This is a genomic window from Halomonas shantousis (assembly GCF_054654615.1).
This window is the reverse complement of the sequence record NZ_BAAIER010000002.1, coordinates 3239956-3252277: the sequence shown is the minus strand read 5'-3', so window position 1 is coordinate 3252277 and position 12322 is coordinate 3239956. Positions and strand designations below refer to the sequence as shown.

At 62.3% G+C, this 12322-nt stretch carries 12 protein-coding genes; 6 read left to right on the top strand and 6 right to left on the bottom strand.

All coding sequences use genetic code 11. The features are described from left to right. Positions 1 to 23 precede the first annotated feature (23 nt). Positions 24 to 1820, bottom strand: a complete 1797-nt coding sequence (locus ACYQ12_RS15410; RefSeq protein WP_459873430.1) for an NAD(P)/FAD-dependent oxidoreductase — start codon at positions 1818 to 1820, stop codon at positions 24 to 26. A 362-nt stretch (positions 1821 to 2182) separates the two neighbouring features. On the opposite strand from ACYQ12_RS15410, the gene ACYQ12_RS15405 reads away from it, so the two are divergent. Further along, entirely contained in the window at positions 2183 to 4150 is a 1968-nt protein-coding gene (locus ACYQ12_RS15405) for a sigma-54-dependent Fis family transcriptional regulator (protein WP_459873428.1), read from the top strand. Between the two features lie 259 nt (positions 4151 to 4409). Here the strand turns inward: ACYQ12_RS15405 and ACYQ12_RS15400 are convergent, their stop codons facing one another. Continuing rightward, complete coding sequence (locus ACYQ12_RS15400; protein WP_459873426.1) at positions 4410 to 4814, bottom strand: hypothetical protein; 405 nt, start codon at positions 4812 to 4814, stop codon at positions 4410 to 4412. A gap of 111 nt (positions 4815 to 4925) precedes the next feature. Then, the gene (locus ACYQ12_RS15395; RefSeq protein ID WP_459873424.1) at positions 4926 to 5834 is read right to left on the bottom strand and encodes an NAD-dependent epimerase/dehydratase family protein; all 909 of its coding nucleotides are present in this window, start codon (positions 5832 to 5834) and stop codon (positions 4926 to 4928) included. A gap of 331 nt (positions 5835 to 6165) precedes the next feature. On the opposite strand from ACYQ12_RS15395, the gene ACYQ12_RS15390 reads away from it, so the two are divergent. After that, the gene (locus ACYQ12_RS15390; RefSeq protein WP_459873422.1) at positions 6166 to 7155 is read left to right on the top strand and encodes an aldo/keto reductase; all 990 of its coding nucleotides are present in this window, start codon (positions 6166 to 6168) and stop codon (positions 7153 to 7155) included. 101 nt (positions 7156 to 7256) lie between these two features. Here ACYQ12_RS15390 and ACYQ12_RS15385 read toward each other — a convergent pair whose 3' ends face one another. Next, positions 7257 to 8027: an HAD-IIA family hydrolase gene (locus ACYQ12_RS15385; RefSeq protein ID WP_459873420.1), complete on the bottom strand. Its 771-nt coding sequence runs from the start codon at positions 8025 to 8027 to the stop codon at positions 7257 to 7259. A gap of 175 nt (positions 8028 to 8202) precedes the next feature. Beyond that, positions 8203 to 8610: a PaaI family thioesterase gene (locus ACYQ12_RS15380; RefSeq protein WP_459873418.1), complete on the bottom strand. Its 408-nt coding sequence runs from the start codon at positions 8608 to 8610 to the stop codon at positions 8203 to 8205. 164 nt (positions 8611 to 8774) lie between these two features. On the opposite strand from ACYQ12_RS15380, the gene ACYQ12_RS15375 reads away from it, so the two are divergent. Next, positions 8775 to 9215 (top strand): N-acetyltransferase, encoded by a 441-nt coding sequence (locus ACYQ12_RS15375; protein ID WP_459873416.1) that lies wholly within the window; start codon positions 8775 to 8777, stop codon positions 9213 to 9215. A 56-nt stretch (positions 9216 to 9271) separates the two neighbouring features. On the opposite strand, the gene ACYQ12_RS15370 is transcribed toward ACYQ12_RS15375, so the two are convergent. Beyond that, entirely contained in the window at positions 9272 to 9523 is a 252-nt protein-coding gene (locus tag ACYQ12_RS15370; protein ID WP_459873414.1) for a hypothetical protein, read from the bottom strand. A 97-nt stretch (positions 9524 to 9620) separates the two neighbouring features. On the opposite strand from ACYQ12_RS15370, the gene ACYQ12_RS15365 reads away from it, so the two are divergent. The 3 genes from ACYQ12_RS15365 to ACYQ12_RS15355 all read left to right on the top strand — a co-directional run bounded on the left by ACYQ12_RS15365 (position 9621) and on the right by ACYQ12_RS15355 (position 12271). Beyond that, complete coding sequence (locus ACYQ12_RS15365; RefSeq protein ID WP_459873412.1) at positions 9621 to 10451, top strand: AraC family transcriptional regulator; 831 nt, start codon at positions 9621 to 9623, stop codon at positions 10449 to 10451. Between the two features lie 46 nt (positions 10452 to 10497). After that, entirely contained in the window at positions 10498 to 11430 is a 933-nt protein-coding gene (locus tag ACYQ12_RS15360; RefSeq protein ID WP_459873410.1) for a LysR family transcriptional regulator, read from the top strand. Positions 11431 to 11533: 103 nt separating this feature from the next. Then, positions 11534 to 12271 (top strand): SDR family oxidoreductase, encoded by a 738-nt coding sequence (locus ACYQ12_RS15355; protein WP_459873408.1) that lies wholly within the window; start codon positions 11534 to 11536, stop codon positions 12269 to 12271. Positions 12272 to 12322: the final 51 nt, after the last annotated feature.

Here is a 12322-nt window from a genome sequence, read left to right as displayed (position 1 = left end):
CCAGCCCTTCTTGCCCATGCTTATCAAGCGAGGTGGTGCACGTCCTGCAGGCCGTAGACGGGGGTAGGGATGCCCTCCATGCGCGCCTTGAGCTGCAGCGCCAGGTACCGGGAGTAGTGGCGCGACTGGTGCAGGTTGCCACCGTGGAACCACAGCGCCTGCTGCTGGGTGGGCTTCCACATGTTGCGCAGTTCGCCTTCCCACGGGCCCGGGTCCTTGGGGGTGTCGGAGCCCATTCCCCAGCATTTGCCGACCTTGTCGGCCACTTCCTGGGAAATGATGTGTGCTGCCCAGCCGTTCATGGAGCCGTAGCCGGTGGCGTAGACGATCAGATCGGCGGGCAGTTCGGAGCCGTCGGTGAGCGTCACCGAGCGCGGGTTGATGCGCTCGATGCTCACGCCGCTGCGCAGTTTGATCTCGCCGTTGGCGACCAGGTCGCAGGCGCCCACGTCGATGTAGTAGCCGGAGCCGCGCCGCAGGTACTTGAGGAACAGCCCCGAGTCGTCGGCACCGAAATCGAGCATGAACCCGGCGTTCTCGAGTTTCTTGTAGAACTCGGCGTCGCGCTCGCGGATCCGGTCGAAGGCGGGGCGCTGGAAGTCGGGCAGCAGCTTGTAGGGAATCGAGGCGAAGATCAGGTCGGCCTTGTCGTGGGTGATGCCGTTGCGTACCGCTTCCTCGGAGTAGAGCGGGCCTAGGGCATGTTCCATGAGCGAGTCGGACTTGACGATATGGGTCGACGAGCGCTGCAACATGGTCACGTCGGCGTCGTTTTCCCAGAGTGCCGCGCAGATGTCATGGGCCGAGTTGTTGGCACCCACCACGACCACCTTTTTGCCGCGGTAGGCATCCGGTCCGGGATGCTGGCTGGAGTGCTGCTGCTCGCCCTCGAAGGTCTCGGCGCCGGGGAAGTGCGGCACGTTGGGCATGCCCGACATGCCGGTGGCCAGGATCAACTGCCTGGGCCTGAGCGTGACCCGCTCGCCGTCGCGGTTGACGTTCACCGTCCATTCTCCGCTCGCTTCATCGAAGCTTGCGCTCTCGCACTCGGTGGCACTCCAGTAGTTGAGTTCCATCACCTTGGTGTACATCTCCAGCCAATCGCCAATCTTGTCCTTGGGCGCGAACACCGGCCAGTTCTCGGGGAAGGGAATGTAGGGCAGGTGGTCGTACCACACCGGGTCGTGCAGGCACAGCGACTTGTAGCGGTTGCGCCAGGCGTCGCCCGGCCGGGGGTTCTTGTCGATGACGATGGTCGGCACGTTCAATTGGCGCAGGCGGGCGGCAAGACCGATACCGCCCTGGCCACCGCCGATGATCACGCAGTAGGGCTGATGGCTGTAGCCGAGCTCCTCCTGCTCGCGTTGACGGGTCTCGAGCCAAGTCTCGCGGCTCTTGCTGGCGCCATGCTCGGCCCCCTTGGGACGATTCAAGCCGCACGGCTCGGGGTGGTCCTTGAGTTCCTGCATAGTGGTCAGTAATGTCCAGCACTTGCCGTCCTTCAGGCGCAGGAAGCCCTTGCCGTGGGCGACACCGGTCTCGAAGGTGAACCACGCCTCGGTGACGCCGTCGGCTTGCGTGGCCTCGCCATCGATCTGCCAGTTCGTGGGCCGGGTCGCATTGAGAGTATCGTTGAGCATCGACTGGATGGCGTCCTTGCCTTCCAGCGTCTTGAGGTTCCAGGTGAAGGCGACCAGATCGCGCCAGTAGCACTCCTCATCGAACAGGGCCGTAACCCGTTCGATGTCGCGGCTTTCGAGGGCGGTCTCGAAGTCATCCAGCCATTGCGTGACGTCCTGGGTTGGCGTGCGTGTCGTCATTGTTGTTCTCCGCTTTCGGTCAGTGGGTGACACACCCTTCTCCATGGCAGGAAGCGTGCCAGTTGCGATGATCGCAGCGAGAGCGCATGCAAACGTTTGAAGAGGCACGAAAACTCCGCGTGCAGAGGTATTGGCTGGAAGGCGGCGATAGGCATCGGTGCGTGCCCGCCGTGACAGGTGTCACGTGACAGGCGGGGCGCGGGCGTTACATCTGTAACGCTCGACCAAGGGCGAAGACGCCACCGATTGACTCCCGGCCCGGGCGGCATAGGCTGGAAGCAGGTCTGTTGGACAACAACAAGAGCTCTATGGCCACGCGACGAGGCTGACGCAGGGTGTGACGGAGCAACGAAGAGGCCGCAATGACGCTGCGACACGAACAACGCCAGCATATCGAGACCCTGATGCGGCTCAGCGAGGGGCGGATGACGGGCCTGGACGGGTGCCGCGAAGTGATCCGCCGTTCCTGGACGCGCTGCGTCGATGAATACCGGCTTGACCCGGGTCGCCCGCGTCCGGTGCGCGTGTTGACCCAGCAGGCGCTCAAGGAGCATCAGGAGCCGGTGGACGAGTTGCTGCACGTGGCTCGTGCGGGGGTCGACCAGCTCTTCGTCCAGATCGCGCCTCTGGGCTATGTCCTGCTGCTGACCGACCGGCGCGGCATTACCGTGGAGTTTCGCGGCCAGCGTGAGCAGGATCCGGCGCTGCGCCGGGCCGGACTGTATCTTGGCGCTGACTGGGACGAACGTTATGCAGGCACCTGCGCCGTCGGGACCTGCATCCACGATATCCGGGCCATCACCTGTCACCAGAGCGAGCACTTCGATGCGACCCATATCCAGCTGACCTGCACGGCGGCGCCGATCACCGACCCGCAGGGGCAGGTCATCGCGGTGCTGGACATTTCCGCACTGCAGTCGCCACGTGCCCAAGAGAGCCAGAACTTTGGATTGCCGCTGGTGAATCTCTACTCGCGGATGATCGAGGACGCCTACTTTCTGCATCGCTACCGCGACCGTCTGATTCTGCGCTTCGACACGGCCCGCGAGTTCGTCCGTCTCAACGGCCGTGGGCTGATCGCCATCGAGGAGGATGGCAGCGTGATCGCCGCCAACGGCGAGGGCCGAGCCCTGATCGAAGCACACCTGCGGCGCTGGCCGCCGTGGTCCCCGGGGCAGATGCCTACCGCGACCCAGCTGTTCGACGGTGAGATTGGCGATCTGCTCGGTATCCTGGCGGCCAATGACGAGCAGGTCCGGGCCTTTCGCGTGCGCGCCGGCGAAACGACATGCTTCATGACCCTGATCGAGCCGCGGGGGCGTCGCATTGCCACGCGTACCGTGCCGCCTTCCCCTACGCCGGTTCCGGCTCTGGATCGGCTGGCCTCGGACGATCCCGCCATGCACCGGGTGCTCAAGCTGGCAAGGCGTCTGCGCAACGAGGACGTCAGCGTACTGATTACCGGTGAGACGAGAACCGGCAAGGAGGTACTGGCCCGCGCCCTGCATGACAGTGGCAGGCGCGCCAAGCGGGCATTCGTGGCCGTGAACTGTGCCGCCATCCCCGAATCGCTGATCGAGAGCGAACTCTTCGGCTATCTGCCCGGGGCCTTCACTGGCGGACGCAGCAAGGGCATGCGCGGGCTGATCCAGCAGGCTGACGGCGGCACGCTGTTTCTCGATGAGATCGGCGACATGCCGTTGTCGCTACAGACCCGGTTGCTGCGGGTACTGGCTGAGTGCGAGGTGATGCCGCTGGGTGCCGAAAAGGCCGTGCGCGTCGATATCCGCGTGATCACCGCCACTCACCGCAACATGAGCGAGCTGATCGCCAACGGGCAGTTTCGCGAAGATCTCTACTATCGCTTGAATGGTGCTCAGCTACGCTTGCCGGCGCTGCGCGAGCGTGCCGATAAACATTATGTGATCCGTAACGTCTACGACTCGCTGGTCGCGGAGCGCGAAAGCCATGTGCGCCTGCGGGCCGATGCCATGAGCGCACTGCTGGCCTACGTCTGGCCGGGCAATATCCGCCAGCTCAGAAATGCGCTGAGCTTTGCGTTGGCCACGGTCGAAGACGAGGAAATCACCATCCACGATCTACCGGAGGAGTGCCAGGGCGGCTTGGCCAGACCGCCGCAGCCCGCCGAGTCGACTGCATTCGCCGAGGTTGGCGAGGGGCAGACACTGCATGCGCTCCTGCGCGAAACCCGCTGGAACGTCAGCCTGGTGGCGCGCCGGCTCGGCGTCTCACGGCCCACCGTCTACCGGCGCATGCGCCGCTACGGGTTGGTGACGCCCAATCGGCGCGAGGCCGGGGTACCGGACTGAGCAGAAGAGGAGAGCCGTGTGGAGCAGCGCATGAGCCTGATTGCGCTGGGCGTGGCCGATCTGGTGCGAGTGCGCCAGTTCTACGAAGCTGGGCTGGCAGGTTGACCAGACAGCCGAAGCGAAGTGGTCTTCCTCCCACCCAGCGGCGCGGTCTTATCGCTCTCCCATCGTGATGCCCTGGCCAGGGATAGCGACGGCAGTTGCGGCGGTTCGTGGCGCCAACGCCCCATCCGAGTGGATCTGATGCGGGGAGAAGCGTTCACCACCCCAACCAGCTACGCAGCTTTTGACGAGAAGAGGAGTGGGGACTGGACGAGGCCCGGCTGGCGTTGCCCGATAACCGGGCCGCGGCGAGCTTGAGCGGTGACATGATCGCCTCGAGGTGATGCTGGCAGAGCCGAGAATTGACCGAGGCGGGGCACTGCGCCATCAGCAGGTCGCAGTGGTAGATGGCGGTATCCAGCGCCTGGCAGACCTCCGCGAAGGGAGCAGCCTCTTGGCGGCAGCGCTGCAGCTCTCTGGAAAGCATCTTGAGCAGCCGCGCATCCAGCCAGCAGGGCGTGTCGTCTCTCTGGGCAGCGGTCGTTACCTTGGACTGGATCGCCTGAAAGGAGACATGCAGAAAGACACAGGAGTAGTACAGCTGAGAGCGTTCTGCGTTCATAGCGTGCCGTGTTGGATTTTAATGATACTTATTCTCATTGTCATGCAGGGAAGCATTCGTGTCAAATGAACAAGCGTGAACCGGCCACACGGCGCAAGACGATTCCTCGCTCTATTCCCTTCGCGGATCGGTAACATACTGCCGCCACGCGTGCCTTTCGCGAAAACCGAGCATGTCGCGGATCTTGCGATTCGAGTACAGCGCCTCGTGTTCGTCCAGTTCGCGGGTCAGGGGCACCTCGGGATAGAAGCGCTCGATGATCTCCCGCGTCGTCAGGTTGACGGAATTCTCGTCGTTGCCGGCATTGAATATCTGATAACCCAGGCCGTCGGTCGCCAGACAGCGATCGACGATCTGGCCGAGATCACGCGCATCGATATAGCAGAAGATATTGCGCCGCCGCAGCGTCGGATCGGCGAAATAGGCGGGAAAGTTCGCCGCGTACTCGTGGGGCTCGATGACATTGCCGATCCGCAGGCCGTAGATGTCGAAGCCCGAGCGCTTCTGGAACGCTTGCGCGGTGCGCTCGTTGACGACCTTGGACATGCCGTAGCTGTCCATCGGCTCGGTCGGATGCTCCTCGTCCACCGGCAGCACCTGCGGCTGGACGACACCGTCGGCAAAACAGACACCATAGGTGGTCTCGGACGAGGCAAAGACAATCTTGCGAATGCCGAGCTTTACCGCGGCTTCAATCACGTTATAGGTGCCAATCGTATTGACGCGGAACGTCTCGTTGTCCGGCTTGATGAGAATGCGCGGCACCGCAGCGAAATGCACGACGGCATCGAAGCGCGGCACACCGGTGCCCGGCTCCAGTTCGTCGAAGCCGGCATAGCTGCTCAGTGCGTTGAACATCTGGCCGCTGTCGGTCACGTCGGCGATGAGGTTATCGACGCCGGGGTAGTCCAGCGGCGTCAGATCGACATTGACGACTCGGTGACCGCACTCCAGCAGGTAGGGGACGACATGCCGGCCCGCCTTGCCGCTGCCGCCGGTAAACAGAATACGTTGGGTCATGTCACTCCTCCTCGAGGCCGGATCGATTCGCGCTGTACTGTATGGTAGTTGGAAATTACGTTCTGTCTGAAAAATGCCTGCGCTCACTCATGCAGCGTTAAAAATTAGCTCAAATGCTCATTTACCCCTTGTAAACTCCGCTTTATCGCTAATTTTTGCCTTACCTGAGCATCGCTCGCCGATTTTTCAGACAGAACTTAGCAGACGGGAATGTTCGCGTTGGGCCATGTATCCGAGGATGGCATATTCTATCTTCGAGTGATTTATCGCTCTCGCCGTCGATTGACGATGATAGTCCCCATCCATCCTTCCGACATTCAGGACAGCCACCATGGCATTGCACAAACGCAAGCTCGGCAATCAAGGACTCGAGGTATCGACGCTCGGCCTGGGCTGCATGGGCATGAGTCAGTCTTATGGTCCGGCAGATGAGCAGGAATCGATCGCGACGCTGCATCGCGCCATCGAACTGGGCTGCACGTTTTTCGATACCGCCGAGGTCTATGGCCCCTATGCCAACGAGGAACTGCTGGGTCGCGCGCTCGCGGGCAAGCGTGACCAGGTGATCCTCGCCACCAAGTTCGGCTTCGACATTCGCGATGGCAGGAACGTCGGCACCGACAGCCGCCCCGAGCACATCCGCGAGGCCGTGGAGGGCTCGCTCAAGCGGTTGCGCACCGATCACATCGACCTGCTCTACCAACACCGCATCGACCGCCAGGTGCCGATCGAGGATGTGGCCGGCACGGTCAAGGATCTGGTCCAGCAGGGCAAGGTGCGTTTTTTCGGTCTCTCCGAGGCCGGCGTCGCCAACATCCGTCGTGCCCACGCTGTGCATCCGGTGTCCGCGCTGCAAAGCGAGTATTCGTTGTGGGAACGCAACCTGGAACACGACGTGATCCCGGCGTTGCGCGAGCTGGGTATCGGCCTTGTGCCTTTTTCGCCACTTGGACGGGGTTTCCTGACCGGCGAGGTCAAGCGCGCGGAGGAGTATCCGCAGGACGATTTCCGGCATAACGATCCGCGCTATCAGGGCCACAACTACGACGCCAACGTACAGGCCGCCCAGACGGTACGCGACATCGCCGCGGCCAAGGGTGTACAGCCCGGACAGGTCGCGCTCGCCTGGTTGTTGCACAAGGGCCCCGACATCGTGCCGATTCCCGGCACCAAGCGTCGCAAGTATCTCGAAGAGAACGTGGCCGCTGCCGCCCTCACTCTCGAGCCCGAGCAGATGCAGATCCTCGACGAGGCCCTGGCGCCGGACAAGATCGCGGGGCCGCGTTACGGCGAGAAGATGATGACGATGGTCGATCGCTGAACGATGCGCAGCCGACGTCTTCTGCGCCATCGCCATCGAGCGCCGGCGACTGAGCCGGGCGGTGTCTACGGCCCGAAGACACGGGCGCCAGTGCCGAGCAGCTAGGCCAGCAGGTCTGCCACCGAGTCGAGAATCTCTCGTGGGCGGAACGGGTAGTGTTCGACGTCTTCCCGCGTGGAAATGCCGCTCAGCACGAGTACCGTATGCAGACCGGCCTCGATGCCCGCGATCACGTCGGTGTCCATGCGATCGCCAATCATGCCGGTGCGCTCCGAATGCGTGCCCAACTTGTTCATCGCCGAACGGAACATCATCGGGTTGGGCTTGCCGATATAGTAGGGTTCGCGTTTGGTCGCGGCGGTGATCAGCGCGGCCACCGAGCCGGTGGCGGGGAGCGGTCCCTCCGGGCTGGGGCCGGTAACGTCGGGGTTGGTGGCGATGAAGCGCGCACCGCCCTTGATCAGCCGGATTGCCCGGGTGATCGACTCGAAGGAATAAGTACGCGTCTCGCCGAGCACCACGAAGTCGGGAGCGACGTCGGTCATCACGAATCCGGCCTCGTGAACTGCCGTGGTCAACCCGGCCTCGCCGATCACGAACGCCGAACCGCCGGGGGCCTGATCGTGCAGGAAGGCGGCGGTGGCCAGGGCCGAAGTCCATAGGCGGTCTTCGGGAACCTCGAGGCCGACGCGGGCGAGACGCGCGCTCAGGTCGCGTGGCGTATAAATGGAGTTGTTGGTGAGCACGAGGAAGGGAGTCCCCGCCGTGCGCCACTGCCCGATCAGCTCGGCTGCGCCGGGCAGCGCCCGGTCCTCGCGGATCAGTACGCCATCCATGTCGGTCAGCCAGCAATCGATCGTGCGTTCGGTCATCGCCTATTTCCTGTGTGTAAGTCTAGAGCTCTTAGAGTACGGGGAAGTGGATCGATCTGCAGCCGCCATATGATGCATTTGCCAGAGAGGTGGAAACGCCTCCTGGACTGAGATGGAGGCCACACCAGGTCTCGGCGGGCCGAAAGACAAGCTCAATCAAGAAGAAGATCATGCATCAGGCAGATGGCACGACTGTTTCTTGTGCAATTGCACATAATTTTTCCTCACCATCTTCGAATGCATATATCTCACATACGCATACGGCCTGTCGTTTGCCGACCCCTTTAGCAGAAGCGCGAGCGATGAGCTTCGTTCCCGTTGCCGGCCTCAGATAATTTATCTTGTACTCAGAAGTGAGCGCATTGCCGCCCAAGGCTAAGCCGCCCGCGAAAGTGATAGCGTTATCAGCAAGATAACTGATAACACCACCATGAATATAGCCGTGCTGCTGCTTCAGATTGTCGTGAACGGGCAATGTGATTTCCGCGTTACGTTCTCCCACCTCGGTAAGCTGCGCGCCGATAAACTGGCTAAAGGGTTGAGAGACAAATATTTTATTGGCGAATTCTTGGAGTTCGTTCATTTCTTGTTCCTTAGGTCTGACACGTTGAGGCTAAGTTATATGATCGATTATCGATAAGCTGGCAATCGAGGCTCAGCTATGAGGGAGTTTTGTCTCCCTCGCTTGTGCGCATTGCGCCGATCCGCCAAGATCGTGCGGATTCCACTCCATTAGAAAATGCAAAAATGACTGATCGTAGCTGCAGGATCCGGCTAGGCACGTCCCGTGACATACCGGCCATGGCCTCCCTCTGGCTGGAGGTCTCGTGCGAGGCCCATGATTTCGTGCCTGATTCGTTCTGGCATTCCCAACGGTCGGCCATGCAGGAAGCCTATTTGCCGTCTGCCGAAAACTATATCTACGAGCAAGAAGGAGACATAAAAGGGTTCGTCTCGTTGCACGAGGCGACGCTGGCTGCCCTGTTCGTGATGCCCAAGAGTCAGAATCAGGGCATCGGCCGGTCGTTGCTGGATCACGCCAAGTCGCTGCGGCCCGTGATCGAGGCGCATGTCTATCGCAAGAACGTCGGGGCCGTGCGTTTCTATGAAGCGAATGGATTCGTCATCGTGGGCGAGAGCGAGGATACCCACACCGGTGAGCCGGAATGGCTCATGCGCTTTGGCTGAGACGCGAGATCAATGGCGGGCCGCCGCACCATTGTGCCGACGGCCCGCTGCCGAGCCTAGTGCGACTCGATCAGTTGCTGCAGTGCCGAGTCGCGCACGGCCAGTACCTCGAACAGACCCAGGGCGCGCAGTGCGGGCAACGCCTCGAGTATGTCGCGTTCCAGCGTTGCTCGCTCGTTGGGCGGTGTCGCTGGCTCGCACCAACGTTTGGCGTTGATGAGAAAAGCGCCGACGTTGCCTTTGCGAATGACGATGCCGTCGCGTTCGATCTGGTTCATGTGGTCGGGAAGGATGTCTTCGGCTCGCATGGGTAGGTCCTCGTTGATATGGCAAGTTCACTCTACGCTCATGAGATCGGCAGTATTGCGCTATAAAGGTCAATGGATAGCGCAATGAGGCCATACTATGCCGTCACCTCTGGTTGCCCATGCCGTAGCCTCGTCTAGCGAAGGGCCACTGGTCGTCGCAGCCGCGCTGCACTCCGAGACGCTTCGTACGACGCAGCGGCACTGGCATGCCCGTGGTCAACTCCTGGGCTCCTTGAATGGCCTGGTGTCGGTCGATACCGATAGCGGCCAGTGGGTGGTCCCGGCAACGCATGCCGTGTGGGTGCCGCCCGGTGTCGTGCATGGCCTGCGTTCGCATGGTGCGTTTTCGGGATGGAGCGCCTATGTTCTGCCTTTGGCATGCACCGATTTGCCTGACCGGCCCTGTACGCTTGCCGTCTCGGGCCTGCTGCGCGAAGTGGTGGCACGACTGGTGCAGGTCCCGGCAGGAAGCCTGAATGCTGCGCAGCATCGACTGGCCGAAGTGCTCCTGGATGAAATCCGCACGTTGCCTCATGAAGCGCTGAGGCTGCCGATGCCGACAGATCCGCGAGTGTTGAAGGTAGCCCGGGCGCTATCGGAACGGCCAGACGACGCTCGGCGACTGCAGGAGTGGGCCGCTTGGGCGGGTATGGCGCCACGCACGCTGTCGCGACGCTTCGTGAGCGAGACGGGATTCACCCTGACCGAGTGGCGGCAGCGGGTGCGATTGCTGCGTGCGCTGGAAATGCTGGCGGAAGGCCATGCGGTGACACGGGTGGCGCTGGAACTGGGGTATGAGAATGTCAGTGCCTTCATCGCGCTGTTCCGGCGTACGTTCGGGGCCACGCCGAAGCAATACACTGCGGCGATGACAGGCGTTGGCCGCCGGCCGGGAATCCTGACTGGCAGCACGACATTGGGCGGGTAGTGCTGACGATGCGCTATCCCCAACCATTGAAGCTATCGAGGTAACGATGCGCGGGAGTGAGTTCGCCGAGCTCCAAGCCTTTCTCGCCGTGGCCGAGCAGGGCAGTTTCGTGCGCGCCGCGGAGGCCTTGCAAGTATCCCCCTCGGCGCTGAGCCAGACGATCAAGGGGCTGGAAACCCGCCTGGGGGTGCGGCTGTTCAACCGCACGACGCGCCGGGTGGCGCTGACCCAGGCCGGCGAGCGGTTACTGCAACGGCTCGGCCCGGCGATGAGCGAGGTCGAGGCTGCGGTCACCGATGCCGTGGAACTGGGCGAGCGGCCCCGCGGCCGGCTGCGGGTTCATGCCTTCCGCGTGGGGTTCCAGCTCTATCTCGAGCCGCTGCTGGCGGCATTCGCCGAAGCCTATCCCGAGATCGAGCTCGATCTGACCCTGGACGATCAACCGGTGGACATGATCGAAGCCAGTTTCGATGGTGCCATTCGTCTGGGCGAGTTGCTCGAGCAGGACATGGTGGCGATCCCGTTGGGCCCCGCGCTGCGCCACTGTGTAGTGGCCTCGCCGGAATACGTGAGGCGCCATGGCCAGCCACAGACGCCCGCCGACCTGCATCGGCATCGCTGCATCAATTGGCGCTGGCCGGGTCAGATGCATCCCTATCAGTGGGAGTTCTCGCGCGACGGCGGCTGGTTCCGTGTCGCGGTGCACGGGCCACTGATAGTCAACGACCTGAGAGCCATGCTCGACGCGGCCGTCAACGGGGTCGGTATCGCCTTCACCGTCGAGGACTGGGCGGCGCCGCTGATCCGGGAAGGACGCTTGGTGACCATGCTCGAGCCATGGTGCGCCCCCTTCGAAGGCTTCCACTTCTGCTATCCCCGCCAACGTCATCATCTGGCCGCCATGCGGGCCTTCATCGATTTTCTGAAGCGACATGGTCGTCGGTCGAGAAGCGCCGATCATGTATCGAATGCTTCATGAAATATGAAGTGTTGCGCCGATTATCCCTCTCGCGTGGATGAATAGACTGCTTCCTCATCGATCGGGCACTTGCCTGGCCATCACCAGAAAAGAGGAAACACCCATGTCGGATCTCTCCAACAAGATCGTACTGATTACAGGCGCCAGCAGTGGTATTGGCGAGGCGACCGCACGGCACCTGGCTCACCTGGGGGCCAAGCTGCTCCTGGGCGCGCGGCGCACCGACCGGCTCGAGCGCCTGGCCAACGAGATTCGCGAAGCGGGCGGTACGGCCGACTATCGTGAGCTGGATGTCACGTCGATCGAATCCATGCGTACGTTCGTCACTGCCGCTCAGCAAACCTACGGCCGTGTCGATGTCATCATCAACAATGCCGGTGTGATGCCGCTTTCCAAGCTCGAGGCACTCAAGCTCGATGAATGGAACCGCATGATCGACGTCAATGTGCGAGGCGTTCTGCATGGCATTGCGGCAGCGCTGCCGGTGATGCAGGACCAGCGCTCCGGGCAGATCATCAATCTGTCGTCGATCGGCGGACACAGCGTGTCGCCAACGGCGGCGGTCTATTGCGCGACCAAGTTCGCGGTCATGGCGATTTCCGAAGGCCTGCGGCAGGAGGTAGGTGGCGACATCCGAGTCACGGTCGTCAGCCCCGGCGTTACCGAGTCCGAGTTGGCCGACTCGATCACCGATGCCACCGCTCGCGATGCAATGCAGGCCTTCCGTGCCGGGGCGATTCCCGCGGATGCCATCGCCCGCTCGATTGCCTTTGCTATTGCGCAGCCGGCCGAGGTCGACGTCAGTGAAATCATCGTGCGGCCGACGGCGAGCGCAGCTTGATGGAATGACAGCCTGGCCCGCTCTGACTCTGAGCGCATTGCCGATTCCCAC